The 15,220-nt window shown below is 39.3% G+C and carries 18 protein-coding genes; all 18 read left to right on the top strand.

Translation table 11 applies throughout. From position 1 onward, the window contains the following. Nucleotides 1-2 precede the first annotated feature (2 nt). The 18 genes from ilvA (at nucleotide 3) to lepB (ending at nucleotide 15,202) form a co-directional block, all read left to right on the top strand. Nucleotides 3-1,229, top strand: a complete 1,227-nt coding sequence (ilvA, locus tag BUA02_RS10740) for a threonine ammonia-lyase (protein ID WP_072703897.1) — start codon at nucleotides 3-5, stop codon at nucleotides 1,227-1,229. A 2-nt stretch (nucleotides 1,230-1,231) separates the two neighbouring features. Continuing rightward, nucleotides 1,232-2,110 carry a YitT family protein gene (locus tag BUA02_RS10735; protein WP_071175989.1) on the top strand — a complete coding sequence of 293 codons (879 nt, stop codon included), beginning with the start codon at nucleotides 1,232-1,234 and terminating at the stop codon, nucleotides 2,108-2,110. A gap of 2 nt (nucleotides 2,111-2,112) precedes the next feature. Beyond that, complete coding sequence (locus tag BUA02_RS10730) at nucleotides 2,113-3,201, top strand: glycoside hydrolase family 25 protein (RefSeq protein WP_072703894.1); 1,089 nt, start codon at nucleotides 2,113-2,115, stop codon at nucleotides 3,199-3,201. A gap of 4 nt (nucleotides 3,202-3,205) precedes the next feature. Further along, nucleotides 3,206-4,051, top strand: a complete 846-nt coding sequence (locus tag BUA02_RS10725) for an AraC family transcriptional regulator (protein ID WP_071175991.1) — start codon at nucleotides 3,206-3,208, stop codon at nucleotides 4,049-4,051. A gap of 80 nt (nucleotides 4,052-4,131) precedes the next feature. Then, nucleotides 4,132-4,482 (top strand): YlxM family DNA-binding protein, encoded by a 351-nt coding sequence (gene ylxM, locus BUA02_RS10720; protein ID WP_072703892.1) that lies wholly within the window; start codon nucleotides 4,132-4,134, stop codon nucleotides 4,480-4,482. Then, nucleotides 4,482-5,852, top strand: coding sequence for a signal recognition particle protein (ffh, locus tag BUA02_RS10715; protein ID WP_072703889.1), 1,371 nt, complete (start codon nucleotides 4,482-4,484; stop codon nucleotides 5,850-5,852). The genes ylxM and ffh overlap by 1 nt, the downstream gene beginning before the upstream one ends. A gap of 79 nt (nucleotides 5,853-5,931) precedes the next feature. Next, nucleotides 5,932-6,177 carry a 30S ribosomal protein S16 gene (rpsP, locus tag BUA02_RS10710; RefSeq protein WP_071175994.1) on the top strand — a complete coding sequence of 82 codons (246 nt, stop codon included), beginning with the start codon at nucleotides 5,932-5,934 and terminating at the stop codon, nucleotides 6,175-6,177. Nucleotides 6,178-6,221: 44 nt separating this feature from the next. Further along, entirely contained in the window at nucleotides 6,222-6,449 is a 228-nt protein-coding gene (locus BUA02_RS10705) for a KH domain-containing protein (protein WP_071175995.1), read from the top strand. A 60-nt stretch (nucleotides 6,450-6,509) separates the two neighbouring features. After that, nucleotides 6,510-7,253 (top strand): tRNA (guanosine(37)-N1)-methyltransferase TrmD, encoded by a 744-nt coding sequence (gene trmD / locus BUA02_RS10700; RefSeq protein ID WP_072703886.1) that lies wholly within the window; start codon nucleotides 6,510-6,512, stop codon nucleotides 7,251-7,253. A gap of 3 nt (nucleotides 7,254-7,256) precedes the next feature. Then, nucleotides 7,257-7,769 (top strand): ribosome maturation factor RimM, encoded by a 513-nt coding sequence (rimM, locus tag BUA02_RS10695; RefSeq protein ID WP_071175997.1) that lies wholly within the window; start codon nucleotides 7,257-7,259, stop codon nucleotides 7,767-7,769. 90 nt (nucleotides 7,770-7,859) lie between these two features. Further along, complete coding sequence (gene udp, locus BUA02_RS10690; RefSeq protein ID WP_071175998.1) at nucleotides 7,860-8,636, top strand: uridine phosphorylase; 777 nt, start codon at nucleotides 7,860-7,862, stop codon at nucleotides 8,634-8,636. Nucleotides 8,637-8,684: 48 nt separating this feature from the next. Continuing rightward, nucleotides 8,685-9,890 carry a BMP family ABC transporter substrate-binding protein gene (locus tag BUA02_RS10685; RefSeq protein ID WP_072703883.1) on the top strand — a complete coding sequence of 402 codons (1,206 nt, stop codon included), beginning with the start codon at nucleotides 8,685-8,687 and terminating at the stop codon, nucleotides 9,888-9,890. 153 nt (nucleotides 9,891-10,043) lie between these two features. Further along, nucleotides 10,044-11,585 (top strand): ABC transporter ATP-binding protein, encoded by a 1,542-nt coding sequence (locus BUA02_RS10680; RefSeq protein WP_072703880.1) that lies wholly within the window; start codon nucleotides 10,044-10,046, stop codon nucleotides 11,583-11,585. Next, on the top strand, nucleotides 11,585-12,727 hold the full coding sequence (locus tag BUA02_RS10675) for an ABC transporter permease (protein ID WP_072703877.1): 1,143 nt from the start codon (nucleotides 11,585-11,587) through the stop codon (nucleotides 12,725-12,727). Before BUA02_RS10680 ends, BUA02_RS10675 begins: the two co-directional genes overlap by 1 nt. Next, a complete protein-coding gene (locus BUA02_RS10670; RefSeq protein WP_072703874.1) occupies nucleotides 12,724-13,668 on the top strand; it encodes an ABC transporter permease in 945 nt (314 codons plus the stop codon). The genes BUA02_RS10675 and BUA02_RS10670 overlap by 4 nt, the downstream gene beginning before the upstream one ends. A gap of 5 nt (nucleotides 13,669-13,673) precedes the next feature. Continuing rightward, the gene (locus tag BUA02_RS10665) at nucleotides 13,674-14,096 is read left to right on the top strand and encodes a cytidine deaminase (protein ID WP_071176003.1); all 423 of its coding nucleotides are present in this window, start codon (nucleotides 13,674-13,676) and stop codon (nucleotides 14,094-14,096) included. Between the two features lie 103 nt (nucleotides 14,097-14,199). Next, a complete protein-coding gene (gene rplS / locus BUA02_RS10660) occupies nucleotides 14,200-14,550 on the top strand; it encodes a 50S ribosomal protein L19 (RefSeq protein ID WP_072703871.1) in 351 nt (116 codons plus the stop codon). A 70-nt stretch (nucleotides 14,551-14,620) separates the two neighbouring features. Continuing rightward, nucleotides 14,621-15,202, top strand: a complete 582-nt coding sequence (gene lepB, locus BUA02_RS10655; RefSeq protein ID WP_072703868.1) for a signal peptidase I — start codon at nucleotides 14,621-14,623, stop codon at nucleotides 15,200-15,202. Nucleotides 15,203-15,220 lie beyond the last annotated feature (18 nt).

The raw sequence follows: 15,220 nt of genomic DNA, 5'->3' as shown, positions 1-15,220 counted from the left end.
AAATGGCAGACGATAGCAAGATGACACTTGAGAAATTTGAAGAAGCTTATGAAGATGTAAAAAAAGTAACTCTTGAAACAAAGCTTATTTACAGCGATTATTTTAGTAACTTATCTGGCAACAAGGTTTATCTCAAGCCTGAGAACCTTCAGAGAACCGGTGCATACAAGGTTAGAGGCGCTTATTATAAGATCACAACTCTTTCAGATGAAGAGAGAAAAAAGGGACTTATAACAGCTTCTGCTGGTAACCATGCTCAGGGCGTTGCTTATGCTGCCAAAGCTTACGGTGTTAAAGCTACTATCGTAATGCCAACTTCTACACCTCTTATTAAAGTTAACAGAACCAAGGCTCTTGGAGCTGAAGTTGTTTTACATGGTAATGTCTTTGATGAAGCTTATGAACATGCTTGCAAGCTTGCTGAAGAGAACGGCTATACAATGGTTCATCCTTTTGATGACCTTGATGTAGCTACAGGACAGGGTACGATCGCTATGGAGATCATCAAAGAGCTTCCAACAGTTGATTACATTCTTGTTCCTATTGGAGGAGGCGGACTTGCCACAGGCGTTTCTACACTTGCAAAGCTACTTAACCCTAAGATCAAAGTTATTGGAGTTGAGCCAGCTGGTGCTAACTGCATGCAGGAATCTCTTAAAGCTGGACACGTTGTGACACTTCCAACAGTTAATACCATTGCTGATGGTACAGCTGTTAAGAAGCCAGGAGAGAAGATATTCCCATATATTTCCAAGAATATTGATGAGATCATCACTGTTCCTGATGAAGATCTTGTAGTTTCTTTCCTTGATATGGTAGAAAATCACAAGATGGTAGTTGAGAATTCAGGTCTTTTATCAGTTGCTGCGCTCAAGCAGCTTGATGTTAAGGACAAAAAGGTTGCCTGTGTATTGTCAGGTGGTAATATGGATATTATAACAATGTCATCTGTAGTTCAGCAGGGTCTTATTATGAGAGACAGAATCTTTACAGTTTCAGTTCTTTTACCAGATAAGCCAGGTGAACTTTCAAGAGTTTCTGGAATTATTGCAGATGTAAATGGTAATGTTATCAAGCTTGAGCATAACCAGTTTGTATCTATTAACAGAAGTGCGGCCGTTGAGCTTAGGATCACACTTGAGGCCTTCGGTACCGAGCACAAAGAGCAGATAATGAATGCTCTTAATGAAAATGGCTATCAGCCAAGGATAGTAAGGACGAATATTTAAAAATGAAAATCGGTAAATCTAAAACAACAAAAAGAATCGCAGAGTATGGACTCATAACATTGGGTGCTATTTTATATGGAGCAGCTACAGCACTTATGATCGATCCAAATAATATAGCTCCTGGAGGACTTACAGGTCTTGCCATCGTACTAAATCGTATCGTTAATATTGGTACTGGTCTTTGGTTCATGATCATGAATATTCCTATCTTGATCATAGCGATATGGAAGTTTGGTATTAGATTTACTGTTTCTACGATTTATTGTACTGCAGTTATTTCCTGGGTTACTGATCTTTGTACCAAGTATTTATCAGGCTTTATTGTTAGGGATACTTTTCTTGGTGCAACATTTGGTAGCGCCATACTTGCTGTAGCTATTGGATTTGTATTTAAATGTCATGCCACAACTGGTGGTACAGATGTTATAATCAAGTTACTTAGAATTAAATACCCACATATCAAAACTGGAATGCTTTATCTTTTGACTGATGTGGTAATTCTGATGATAGCGGGATTTGTATTTGGAGATTTCAAAGCATCTCTATATTCATTTATGTCAGTCATGGTCACATCTTATTGCCTTGATCTTGTTTTATATGGTAGAGATGAGGCTAAGCTTATCTATATTATTTCTGACAAGCCTGATATCATTACATCAAGACTTCTTGAGGAGCTTGATATTGGTGCTACACATGTTTTTGCCAAGGGTGCATACAGCGGCGAAGACAAGAAGGTTATCATGTGCGCAATTAAAAAGAGACTTTCACCTCTTGCTGAGGATATCGTAAGAGACGAGGATCCTAATGCATTTATGATCATCTCAAGTGCAAGTGAGATCTACGGTGAAGGATACAAAAGCTATTTTGATGAGAGAATCTAATTATGAATAATACTAGCTTGGACACTCGTGAGAGACGAGGGGTGCGTAATACTCATAACATAATTTCTATTATATTTTTGAGCTTACTTGCTGTAATGGCATTTATCTTTAGTATCACTTTGCTTATCAAGAATGCTACTCTTCAGAGAGAAGAAGAGGCGGTCAGGAGCGAGTTGGAAGCTCTTAACAATGAGGGCTACTATACAGAGACAGAAACCAGGATCATGCTTGATGAAGCTAAAAAAGAGGTTGAGGAAAAGACTAAGAAGTCTTTTAGAGATATGATCCAGCAAAAGCTTGAAGCTGGTGAAGGCACTACAGCTACAATCAGATCTCTTTTCCCTGATCAGATAGTTGTTGCAAGTGCTGGAAGATATTACTTCTTCCCAATATCTGACCAGATTGAGCATCACGGATTCTCACAGGGAGACTTTGCTTATAATGACAAGGGATTTCTTGAATATGTGGGTCCTGATATCAATGTTAAAGTGAAACAGGGAGTTGATGTTTCAAGATTCCAGGGGAAGATCAACTGGGAGAAGGTTGCAGCACAGGGCATTGATTTTGCATTTATCAGAGTTGGCTTTAGAGGTAATACTGAGGGCAAGATCGTTCTAGATGACTGCTTTACAGATAATATTGAAGGCGCTTTAGCGAATGGTATTGATGTTGGTGTGTATTTCTACACACAGGCTATCAATGAGCAGGAGGCCCGTGAGGAAGTTCAGATACTTCTTGATATGATCGAGCCTTATGATATCAAATACCCTGTAGTTATTGATGTTGAGTCTGCTGAGTCTGATTCAGCCAGAACTTTAAATCTGACTACTGAAGAATATGAACTTGTAGCCAGGACTTTCTGCGACACAGTCAAGAAGGCTGGCTATACTCCTATGATCTACGGCAATGTTAAGTCCTTTACATTGCTTATGGACGCGGCAGATGTTGATGATTATGACATCTGGATCGCATATTATGGAGAAGAACAGTATTATCCATATCACTTTAATATCTGGCAGTATACAGATTCTGGTAAAGTGGATGGAATCGATGGAAACGTTGACCTTAACATTTGTATAACTGATTATTGATACTATGAATAATATTGATAAAAGCTATGAACAAAAGGGTTATCTGAATCAGGATTATAAGTTCTTTCACATCAAAAATAGTGAAAAGCTTGATGTTCCTTTTCATTATCATGATTTTCATAAGCTGATACTTGTTCTTGGCGGAAATGTAAAATATATAATCGAAGGGCGAGAGTATGATCTTTTGCCCTTCGATTTTGTGCTTGTAAACAGGTATGCCATTCATAAGCCTGTTTTTGAGGCTGGTGATGGCAAGGATTATGACAGGATCATTCTGTATCTGAGTAACGATTTCCTTGAAAAATATGGTCTTTTAAATGCCTTTGATAAAACAGAAGAAGTGGCAAGCCACGTGGTGAGATTTCCGGCAAATGTAAGTGCTGATATCTATGATTCTCTGATTAAGATCAAAGAGGATCTTAATATAGAGGATAAGGAGTACGCAGGCAAGCTTACTACCAGAATCGATGTTTTACGGTTCCTTATTTCTTTTAACAAGGCCTGCATTGAGGAAAATTTCGGATTTAAGCCAGAGGCAAGATATAACAGAAAAGTTGTGGATCTTATCGAATATATAAATGAGAATCTTAGTAAAGATCTTTCAATCGATTTTCTTGCAGATCACTTCTTTATGAGCAAATATCATATGATGAGGATCTTCAAAAATGAAACTGGATATTCTGTTCATCAGTACATTTCTGAAAAGAGGATACTGATGGCCAGAAACCTGATAATGTCAGGAATGCCGGCTACTACAGCCTGCCTTGAGTGTGGTTTTAAAGATTATTCCTCTTTTAGCAGAGCATTTAAAAATCAGCTTGGAATTTTACCATCTGATGTCAAGATATAGGTGTCAAGAAAAAATACTTGACACCTATTATTATTTTGTATAATATATTCATTGTGCAATTTTGCCGGAAGAGGTCATTCATGAAAAAAATCGTAGAGCAAGGCTTGTTGTATGATTTTTACGGCGAGCTTCTAACTGAACATCAGAGAAAAGTATATGAAGCAGCTGTTTATGACGATCTGTCACTGACTGAGATTGCAGATGAACATGGTATCAGCAAGCAGGGAGTACATGATCTTATCAAGAGATGTACCAAGACCATGCAGGGATATGAAGATAGACTTCACATGATCAGAAGATTTGAAGCTATCAAAGAGAATGCAGAGCAGTTGCAGAAGCTTTCCAAGGGATCCGCTGATATCAGTGATATAGAATTTCGAAACAAAGTAAACACTATTTCCAGTAATATATTAGAGGAGCTAAATAGTTAATGGCTTTTGAAAGTCTTACAGATAAATTACAAAATGCCTTTAAAGGGCTTAAGAGTAAGGGTAAGTTAACAGAAGATGACGTTAAGCTCGCATTAAAAGAAGTCAAGATGGCGCTTCTTGAAGCGGACGTTAGCTTTAAGGTTGTTAAACAGTTCATTAACGCTGTACAGGAGAAGGCAATCGGTGAGGATGTTTTAAACGGACTCAATCCTGCACAGATGGTAATCAAGATCGTCAATGAAGAGTTGACCAATCTTATGGGTTCTGAAGCTACTGAACTTCAGCTTCAGGATAGCAAGTACATCACAGTTATCATGATGTGCGGTCTTCAGGGTGCTGGTAAGACTACTACAGCAGCCAAGCTTGCAGGCAAGCTTAAGAACAGAAGAAAACCTCTATTGGTAGCCTGCGATATTTACAGACCAGCTGCTATTGATCAGTTGGAAGTAAATGCCAAGAAACAGGAAGTTGACTTTTTCTCAATGGGAACAGATGTTAGTCCTGTTAAGATTGCCAAGTCAGCTATGGATTATGCCAAGGAACACGGCCACAATGTAGTAATTCTTGATACTGCTGGTCGTCTTCAGATAGATGAAGCAATGATGAAGGAACTTAGGGACATCAAGGATGCCGTAACAGTTCATCATACACTTCTTGTAGTTGATGCCATGACTGGTCAGGAAGCAGTTAATGTTGCTGAGCAGTTCAATGAAAAGGTCGGCATCAATGGAATCATCCTCTCCAAGATGGATGGTGATTCACGAGGCGGTGCAGCTCTTTCAACCAAGGCTGTTACCGGTAAGCCTATCATCTATGTATGTATGGGTGAGAAACTTACAGATATTGAGCAGTTCTATCCAGATAGAATGGCAAGTCGTATCCTTGGAATGGGAGATGTCTTAAGTCTTATTGATAAGGCTGTAGAGGCCAACCAGGACCGCGATATTGAAAAAGATCGCGAGATGGCTTCCAAGATGAAGAAGGGCAAGATAGATTTTGAGATGTACCTTGAGAGCATGAAGCAGATGCGCAACATGGGTGGCCTTTCAGCAATCATGGGAATGCTTCCTGGAATGGGCAAGATCAGTGATGATCAGCTCCCAGATGAAAAGAAACTTGCAAGAATTGAAGCCATCGTGCTTTCAATGACGCCTGAGGAACGCAAGAATCCTAAGCTTATGAGCCCACAGAGAAAGTTCAGAATAGCTAAGGGATCAGGTAATGACATTGCAGAAGTTAACCGCTTTATCAAGCAGTTTGAACAGATGCAGAAGATGATGAAACAGATGCCAGGACTTATGGGCGGCAAAAGAGGCTTTGGCAAATTTGGTGGCCTTGGTGGCTTTGGCAAAGGTGGATTCCCATTTTGATATGTCTTTCAGCGAAATGCTGTTTAACACATATAAAATTAAAAATTCTATTTTATTTATTTAATGGAGGAAATTTAAAATGGCAGTAAAGATCAGATTAAAGAGAATTGGTAAGAAGAAGGTTCCTTTCTACAGAATCATCGTTTCTGATTCAAAGTTCCCTGTACAGGGTAAGTTCATCGAGGAGATCGGAACATACGATCCTAACACAGATCCTAGCACAGTTAAGGTTAACGAGGAGCTTGCAAAGAAGTGGATCGCTAATGGTGCACAGCCTACAGAGTCAGTTGCAAAGCTTTTCAGACAGGCCGGTATCACAAAGTAATTTGTATTGATATTTAAAAAATTACTTATGCCGGAGGTTAACATATGAAAGAGTTAGTTGAAGTAATCGCAAGAGCGCTTGTTGATAATCCTGACGAGGTAGTTGTTACCGAGAAGGCTGACGGGCGTAATATTATGATCGAGCTTCATGTTGCACCTTCAGACATGGGCAAGGTAATTGGCAAACAGGGCCGTATTGCTAAGGCAATCAGAGCTGTAGTTAAGGCAGCATCTACTAGAGAAAACGTTAAGGTTGATGTTGAAATAGTTTAAGCCAGATATGAGTCGAATAGAGTTAATACTTTATTCGACTCATTTTTAAGAGAAAGATTTATGAATTTTCATATTATGACTTTGTTTCCTGAGATGATACAGCAGAGTCTTTCCAACAGTATTACCGGAAGGGCCAGTGATAAGGGGTATATATCCTTTAATGCTGTTAATATCAGGGATTATACTAACGACTATAAACATCATAAGGTTGATGATTATACATACGGTGGCGGAGCTGGTATGCTTATGCAGGCTCAGCCTATTTATGATTGTTATTTGTCTATTAAGAACAAGATTTCTGAAAAGACAGATAAAAAGCCTCGTGTGATCTATGTTACTCCTCAGGGTAGCGTATTTAATCAGAAAATGGCGGCAGAACTTGCCAAGGAAGAAGATATTATTTTTCTTTGTGGCCATTATGAAGGCGTTGATGAGAGAGTTCTTGAAGAAATCGTAACAGATTATGTTTCTATTGGCGATTATGTACTTACTGGTGGTGAACTGCCGGCTATGGTCATGATTGATGCCATTTCCAGACTTGTCCCTGGAGTTCTTAGTAATGATGAATCAGCTATGACGGAGAGCTTTAACAACAATCTCCTTGAATACCCTCAGTATTCTAGACCTGAAGAGTGGATGGGCAAAAAAGTGCCTGCGATACTGCTTTCAGGAGATCACAAAAAAGTTGATGAATGGCGCTTAGAACAGTCTATAATTAGAACTAAGGAACGCAGACCTGATCTCTATGAAAAATGGCTTTTGGAAAATCCACCAAAGCCTGAGAAAAAGAAGAGAAAGAGGTAGTAAATGACAGATAGATTCCAAGTTGGCGTAATAGCCTCTACCCATGGACTTCATGGTGAAGTTAACGTTTTTCCTACTACTGAAGATCCAAACAGATTTAAAAAGTTAAAAAAGGTAACTCTTCATACAAAGCGAGGTGAAGAGATAGAACTTGATGTTCAGAGTGCCAAATTTTTCAAGAAATTTGTTATCGTTAAGTTCAAACAGTTCAACGATATAAATGAAGTTGAGAAGTTAAAGGGCTGTGAACTTACAATCGAGAGAAAGGATGCAATTAAGCTTCAGCCTGGGGAATATTATTGTGCTGATCTTATTGGCCTTACGATCGTAGATGAAGAGGGAACAGTTCTCGGAACATTGGTAGACGTCATTCAGACTGGAGCCAATGATGTCTATGAAATGAAAAGAGAAGATGGCGAAGAAAATGTTTATATTCCAGCCATAAAGGATTGTATCTTGGATATTGATATAGAAAATAAGCAGATCAAGATACATGTGATTCCTGGTCTTTTATAATTGATGATGACTTTTATTATCAATTAATCTATAATAATAGTGGGTTTTTTAAATTTTCTTTTAATTTTAATGGAGTGAATTAAGGTATTTATGGTAGATTATACAGAAGGTGCTGGTTATCAGTACCATACACATGTTGGTAAGGGGGATGTGGGCAGATATGTCATTCTTACAGGTGATCCTGGAAGATGTGAATATATTGCTAGTTTCTTTGATGATCCCAAATTTGTTGCATATAACAGAGAATATAATTGTTACACTGGCACTTTGAATGGTGAGAAGGTCAGTGTTATTTCTCATGGTATCGGTGGAGCTTCTACAGCAATCTGTGTTGAAGAGCTTGCAAAGTGCGGAGCTGATACTTTTATCAGAATGGGCACATCAGGCGGAATGCAGGATGATGTCATTGGTGGTGACGTAGTTATTGCTTCTGGTGCTATCAGAGCAGAGGGAACTTCTAAGGAATATGCTCCTATCGAGTATCCGGCAGTAGCTACATTTGATGTTGTAACAGCGCTTGTACAGGGTGCCAAGAAGACTGGTGCCAAGTATCACGTTGGGGTTGCACAGTGCAAGGATTCATTCTTTGGTCAGCATGAGCCAGAGACTAAGCCTGTGGGACCAGAGCTTTTGTATAAATGGGATGCATGGATAAAGTGCGGTGCACTTTGTTCTGAGATGGAGAGTTCTACACTCTTTGTTGTGGGAGATTATTTGAGAGTCAGAACAGGTTCTATCCTTTTAGTTGTTGCCAATCAGGAAAGAGCCAAGAAAGGACTTTCAAATCCTCAGGTCCATGATATGGATATAGTCTATAAGACAACAATCGAAGCGGTTAAGAATCTTATTGAGTGGGATAAAGCCTAAATGGTTTTATTATAAAAATTTTCATCAATCAAAAAATGGAGGACGATTATGAAAAAGAAATTCCTTGCAGTACTTATGGCTGCAACAATGGTAGCTTCTCTTGTAGCTTGTGGTTCAACAGAAGCACCTGCAACTGAGACACCTGCTACAGAAGAGCCTGCAACAGAAGAGCCTGCAACAGAAGAGGCAGCTCCAGAAGCAGACAACACAGAGGCAACATCTGACATTAAGATCGCTATGATCACAGACTCTGGTGACATCACAGATATGTCATTCAACCAGACAACTTACGAGGCTTCAGATGCTTTTGCTAAGGAAAATGGTCTTGATTTCCAGTACTACAAGCCAACAGAGGACTCTGATGAGGCTCGTACAGCAGCTTTCAACAATGCTGTTGCTGATGGCTATAACGTAATTGTTGTTCCTGGATATCTTTTCGCTGGAATGATCGCATCAGTAGCTGATTCTAACCCAGAAGTAAGAATCATTGCTCTTGACGTTTCACAGGGTGACTTCGAAGGCGCTGGTGTTACAGAGCTTCCTGCAAACGTTTGCTCATTCACATACCAGGAAGAGCTTGCTGGTTACATGGCTGGTTATGCTGTAGTTAAGGAAGGCTACAAGAAGCTTGGTTTCCTTGGCGGTATGGCAGTTCCTGCTGTTGTTCGTTATGGTTATGGTTTCGTTCAGGGTGCAGACGCTGCAGCTAATGAGCTCGGTATTGCTTCTGACGTAGAAGTTAACTATGTATACGGTGGACAGTTCTTCGGTGACGAAGCTATCACAGCTACAATGGATACATGGTATTCTAACGGAACAGAAATCGTATTTGCTTGCGGTGGCGGTATCTTCACATCAGCTGGTGAGGCTGCTAAGAAGGTAGACGGTAAGCTTGTTGGTGTTGACGTTGATCAGTCTGGCACAATTGATGGACTTTATGGCGAGGGCGTTTGCGTAACATCTGCTATGAAGGGTCTTGCTGCTACAGTTAATGCAACACTTACAGATGTAGTTGCTGGTAACTGGGATGCTCACTCAGGAAAGATTGAGAACCTCGGTATCGTTTCAGGTGATGATCCATCACTTAACTATGTTCAGCTTCCAACAGAGACATGGTCAATGAAGAACTTCACAGTTGACGATTACAAGGCTCTTGTTAAGTCAATGGCTGATGGTACTGTAACAGTAGATAGCAATATCGATGCTATGCCTACAACAGCTATCAAGGTTACAACATTTGATAACATTCACTAATTAAATATTTCTGATTTATGTTGTTCTTCAAAAGGGAAGGAAACTTTATTCCTTCCCTTTTTTCAAGAACATAATAATTTCTATTACAGATCAGTAGTGGAAATTATTATGGTTTTGCCATGAAAAAATTTTGTTAGGAAGGTGTTTTTAATTATGGATGATTATGTAATTGAGATGTTGCATATCACTAAAGAGTTTCCTGGCATAATTGCAAATGATGATATCACTTTGCAGTTAAAGAAAGGTGAGATTCATGCACTCCTTGGAGAAAATGGTGCAGGAAAATCGACTCTTATGAGTGTTCTCTTTGGTCTTTACACACCAGAGAAAGGCGTAATCAAGAAAGATGGTAAAGAGGTTACTATCAAGAATCCTAATGATGCTACTGACCTTGGTATTGGTATGGTGCATCAGCATTTTATGTTGGTAGATATTTTCTCAGTTCTTGATAATATTATTCTGGGAGCCGAACCTAGTAAATTTGGCTTTTTGACCAAAAAAGATGCAAGAAAGAAGGTTCTTGCTCTTTCTGAGAAATATAATCTTAAGGTTGATCCTGATGCTCTTATTGAGGACATTACTGTTGGAATGCAGCAGCGTGTTGAAATACTTAAGATGTTATACAGAGACAATGATATCCTTATTTTTGATGAACCAACTGCGGTACTCACACCTCAGGAAATTGATGAGCTTATGAAGATCATGAAGAATCTTGCTGCAGAAGGTAAGTCGATTCTTTTTATTACTCACAAGCTTAATGAGATCATGGAAGTTGCTGACCGTTGTACGATCCTCAGAAGAGGTAAGTATATTGGTACTGTTAATGTTGCAGATACTACCAAGGAAGAGCTGTCATCTATGATGGTTGGCCGTGATGTTAAATTTGCGGTTGACAAGGAAGTAGCTAAACCTGGTAAGGAAATACTCAGAGTAGAGAATGTCTGCGTAAAGAGTAAGATCCATCAGAATGACTCTGTTCATAACGTTTCCTTCAATGTTCGTGAGGGCGAGATTGTTTGTATCGCCGGTATTGACGGAAATGGTCAGACTGAATTTATTGGGGCGCTTACAGGTCTTGATGATATTTCAAGTGGCACTATCAAATTTATGGGTGATGACATCACACATAAATCTATCAGGTACAAGAATACACATGGTATGAGCCATGTCCCAGAAGATAGACATAAGCATGGTCTTGTTCTTGACTATACTCTTGAAGAGAATATGATCCTTCAGAGATATTTTGAACCTCAGTTTTCTAACCATGGTTTCATCAAGAAGAATGAGATGAGAGAGTATTCAGATAGACTATCAGAAGAGTTTGATGTAAGATCTGGACGTGGGGCTCAGACAATTGTTAGATCTATGTCCGGAGGTAATCAGCAGAAAGCTATTATCGCAAGAGAAATGGATAGAGATCATAAGCTTTTGGTTGCTGTACAGCCAACACGAGGACTTGATGTTGGTGCTATTGAATATATCCACAAAGAAATAGTCAAGCAGCGCGATGAAGGATGTGCTATCTTACTGGTTTCACTTGAACTTGAAGAGGTTATGAACCTTTCAGACAGAATTCTGGTAATGCATGACGGTGAAATCGTAGGTGAAGTTGACCCTAAGACAACAACACTTCAAGAACTTGGACTTTATATGTCCGGAGCTAAACGTGATGAGAGAAAGGAGGTATTTAGGTAATGAAAGAGAAGTCTAGATTTTTTAAGAAACCTGCAGTTCAGACTATATTAGCATCAATCCTATGTGCCGTCCTTGGTATTATATTAGGTTATATTATTCTTCTTTGCATGAATCCAGCTCATGCAACAGAAGGAATGGTGGCAATTCTTAAGAATTTCTTTAAGTTTAGTGCTAAGCCTCAGCAGCTTATGTATTATCTTGGTTCAACCCTTGTTAAGGCTGTTCCTGTTATTCTTTGCTCTGAAGCTATCCTTTTCGCATATAAGGCAGGCCTTTTCAATATTGGTGCAGCAGGACAGTATACAGTAGGTATTCTTGCCAGCCTTTATACTTCACTAGCTCTTGGCTGGAACTGGTTTTTTTGTTTGCTTGCTGCTGTGATTGCAGGAGCTTTATGGGGAGCTATCTGTGGCTTTTTCAAGGCTTTCTGTAATGTCAATGAAGTTATTGCCGGTATCATGCTTAACTGGATATCACTTTATATCTGCAATATCGTTCTTAGCAATGAGACTTGCATGAATACAACCAAGTCTGAGACATATGATATAGCAGCCAAGAATCCATCAGGAATTCTTCCTGGATTTTTGCAGGAACTGTTTGGTAAGAACCAGTACATGACAATTGCTGTTCCTATTACAGTGATCGTTGCTATCATTATCCTTCTTGTTCTTAATAAGACTACTTTTGGCTATGAGCTCAAAGCTACAGGACATAATAAGGATGCAGCCAAGTATGCGGGCATGAATGCTAAGAGAAATATTGTGCTTACACTTCTTATTTCAGGCGCTATTTCAGGTCTTGCAGCTGCTCTTTATTATCTTACAAGTATTGAGCATTACAAGATTGCTTCATCTGTTCCAGGAATGGGCTTTTCAGGAATTGCTGTTGCTTTCCTTGGAGGTCTTCATCCTATTGGAGCTATCGTTGCAGGTCTTTTCGTTGAGTATATTACACTTGGTGGTCAGTACCTTAATACAAATTATTTCAATCCACAGGTTGCTGATCTGATGATCGCTATCATCATTTATCTCTGCGGATTTGTGCTTTTCTTTAAATCTATAATCAATAGGCCTAAAAAGGTGCAAAAGTCTAGCGCTGAGGCTGATAAGAATGCGTCAATAAAGAAGGAGGTGCAGAGATGATACTACTGATCCAATATACACTCATCTTCTCAGCAGTGCTTATCCTTGTTGCTTTGGGCGGCATGTTTTCAGAGCGAAGCGGTATTATCAATCTGGGACTTGAAGGAATAATGGTATTTGGTGCAATGGCTGGTGCTATGGTAATGGTTCTTTTGCCAGAATCAGCTTCTAAATTTACACTTGTGTTTCTTACACTTGTTGCAGCAGCCCTTGCAGGAATGATCTCTTCACTGCTCATTGGTGTTGCATGTATCTATTTCAAGGCAGATCAGACACTTATTGGTACAGCTGTAAACATGCTTGCTACAGCTGCAGCTACAGTTATTGTTAAGGCATTTAACACTAACCGTTCAAAGGGATCGGATTTTTCTGCTAAGCTTGATTATGTCAGAGGACATGATGCTTTTATGTTTAATATCGGACCTTTACAGCTTAGCTGGTTTATAGTAATTGCTGCAGTTCTTCTTGTGGCTGCTATTATCTTTTTCTATAAAACAAAATTTGCACTTAGACTTCGTGCTTGTGGTGAGCATCCTCAGGCTGCAGATTCTGTAGGTATCAATGTTTATGTAATGAGATATTCAGGAGTGCTTTTGTCAGGATTTCTTGCAGGCCTTGGCGGCATTATTTATATTGCAGCTGCCAACTCTACATGGCATTTTGATTATGGTGTTGCGGGCGCAGGCTTTCTTGCTCTTGCTGTTATGATCTTTGGTCAGTGGAAGCCTGAGAGAATTGCATGGTCTGCTGTACTCTTTGCAGTATTTAGATCATTGTCAAATGTATATATGGGAATAGACTTCCTTCAGGCACTTAAGATTCCAGGAACTATTTACAATATGTTCCCTTATATTGTTTCACTTATCGTACTTGCATTTACATCACAGAAATCAAGAGCTCCTAAGGCTGAGGGTATTCCTTACGATAAAGGATCCAGGTAATTATTATGAATGAGAATGAGATTAAGAGTTTGATCCGCAGAGCGCTTGATATGAGACTTTTCTCATATACACCATATTCTCACTTTAATGTGGGAGCTGCGCTTCTTGCAAAGAATGGTGAAGTATATACAGGCTGCAACATAGAGAATGCCTCTTATACACCTACTAACTGTGCTGAGAGAACTGCATTTTTCAAGGCTGTTAGTGAAGGCGTTAAGGAATTTAAGGCTATTGCTATTGTTGGAGGCGAGGATGGTGCAAAAGAACTTGATTATTGCCCACCTTGCGGAGTATGCAGACAGGTTATGAGTGAATTTTGCAACGATGAGTTTATCGTTATCATTGCAAAGTCAGAAGATGAGTATAAAGTCTATACTTTACCCGAAATACTTCCAGAAAGATTCGGACCTAAAGATCTTTTAGGTTGACTTTTGACATAATATTGTGTTATATTATACTGCGTTGTATAAATCAGACGGTCCTCTGTTGCAATAGGTGCATTAAGAACGTCCATAGAATAGGAGAAAAGAAATGGGTACAATTATCGAAGAGCTCGAGAAAGAGCAGTTAAACGCAAACGCACCTGAGTTCAACACAGGTGACACAGTAAGAGTTCACGCTAAGATCAAGGAAGGAAACCGTGAAAGAGTACAGATCTTCGAAGGAACAGTTAAGAAGATCCAGGGTGGTAGCAACCGTACAACATTCACAGTTAGAAAAGAGTCTTACGGTGTTGGCGTTGAGAAGACTTGGCCACTTCACTCACCTAACGTTGAGAAGGTTGAGGTTGTTAGAAGAGGTAAGGTTAGAAGAGCTAAGCTTAATTACCTTAAGGGTCTCACAGGTAAGAAGGCAAAGGTTAAGGAACTTGTTACCAGATAATTTGTGTTTTAAAAGGGCAGTTACTTTTTAGTAATTGCCTTTTTTCATATAAAAGTATGAGGTGCGGGGTATGTTTAGAAGGAAAAGAAACAGATATTCTTTCTATCAGAAAAAGAAAACATTAACACCTAAGATCATAAGAGAGGTGTTATCATGGCTTTTTGTAACAGTTGTTGCAATTGCTCTTGCGTTTGTCTTTGTCAGTGTATTTGGCATGCAGGTTAGCAATATAGGAGATTCAATGACTCCTACTTTTTCTAATGGCCAGATTCTCTTAGTAAACAGACTTTCATACAAGATTCTTAGACCATCTAAGGGCGATATTATAGTTTTTTTACCAAATGGAAATACCAATTCTCATTACTATGTTAAGAGAGTTGTTGCTGTCTCTGGTGATGTTGTTCAGATCATTGATGGCAAACTATATATAAACGGAGAAATCGCTGAGGAAGATAGCGAATTATATGATAAAATGGAAGATGCAGGTATAGCTGCTAATGAGATCAAGCTTAAGAGCGGAGAATATTTCGTTCTTGGAGATAACAGAAATAGCAGTGAGGACTCGCGCAGTGCCAACATTGGTGTTGTAACAGGCAAGATGATTGTTGGAAAAGTTTGGTTCAAATTTAAAGCCGCTGATGCAGGTGGTTGATTTGTTCTCAAATGATAA

This window comes from Butyrivibrio hungatei DSM 14810, assembly GCF_900143205.1.
GTDB classification, from domain to species: Bacteria; Bacillota; Clostridia; order Lachnospirales; family Lachnospiraceae; genus Butyrivibrio; species Butyrivibrio hungatei.
The sequence above is the reverse complement of the archived record's forward strand: the minus strand, read 5'-3'. Positions and strand labels throughout refer to the sequence as shown.

Bases quoted from the DNA above. Each gene is read 5' to 3' on its own strand.
- ilvA (WP_072703897.1), top strand. From the start codon at position 3: ATGGCAGACGATAGCAAGATGACACTTGAGAAATTTGAAGAAGCTTAT.
- BUA02_RS10670 (WP_072703874.1), top strand. From the start codon at position 12,724: ATGATACTACTGATCCAATATACACTCATCTTCTCAGCAGTGCTTATC.
- udp (WP_071175998.1), top strand. From the start codon at position 7,860: ATGGTAGATTATACAGAAGGTGCTGGTTATCAGTACCATACACATGTT.
- BUA02_RS10735 (WP_071175989.1), top strand. From the start codon at position 1,232: ATGAAAATCGGTAAATCTAAAACAACAAAAAGAATCGCAGAGTATGGA.
- ffh (WP_072703889.1), top strand. From the start codon at position 4,482: ATGGCTTTTGAAAGTCTTACAGATAAATTACAAAATGCCTTTAAAGGG.
- rpsP (WP_071175994.1), top strand. From the start codon at position 5,932: ATGGCAGTAAAGATCAGATTAAAGAGAATTGGTAAGAAGAAGGTTCCT.
- BUA02_RS10725 (WP_071175991.1), top strand. From the start codon at position 3,206: ATGAATAATATTGATAAAAGCTATGAACAAAAGGGTTATCTGAATCAG.
- ylxM (WP_072703892.1), top strand. From the start codon at position 4,132: ATGAAAAAAATCGTAGAGCAAGGCTTGTTGTATGATTTTTACGGCGAG.
- rplS (WP_072703871.1), top strand. From the start codon at position 14,200: ATGGGTACAATTATCGAAGAGCTCGAGAAAGAGCAGTTAAACGCAAAC.
- BUA02_RS10665 (WP_071176003.1), top strand. From the start codon at position 13,674: ATGAATGAGAATGAGATTAAGAGTTTGATCCGCAGAGCGCTTGATATG.
- lepB (WP_072703868.1), top strand. From the start codon at position 14,621: ATGTTTAGAAGGAAAAGAAACAGATATTCTTTCTATCAGAAAAAGAAA.
- BUA02_RS10730 (WP_072703894.1), top strand. From the start codon at position 2,113: ATGAATAATACTAGCTTGGACACTCGTGAGAGACGAGGGGTGCGTAAT.
- trmD (WP_072703886.1), top strand. From the start codon at position 6,510: ATGAATTTTCATATTATGACTTTGTTTCCTGAGATGATACAGCAGAGT.
- BUA02_RS10675 (WP_072703877.1), top strand. From the start codon at position 11,585: ATGAAAGAGAAGTCTAGATTTTTTAAGAAACCTGCAGTTCAGACTATA.
- BUA02_RS10705 (WP_071175995.1), top strand. From the start codon at position 6,222: ATGAAAGAGTTAGTTGAAGTAATCGCAAGAGCGCTTGTTGATAATCCT.
- BUA02_RS10680 (WP_072703880.1), top strand. From the start codon at position 10,044: ATGGATGATTATGTAATTGAGATGTTGCATATCACTAAAGAGTTTCCT.
- BUA02_RS10685 (WP_072703883.1), top strand. From the start codon at position 8,685: ATGAAAAAGAAATTCCTTGCAGTACTTATGGCTGCAACAATGGTAGCT.
- rimM (WP_071175997.1), top strand. From the start codon at position 7,257: ATGACAGATAGATTCCAAGTTGGCGTAATAGCCTCTACCCATGGACTT.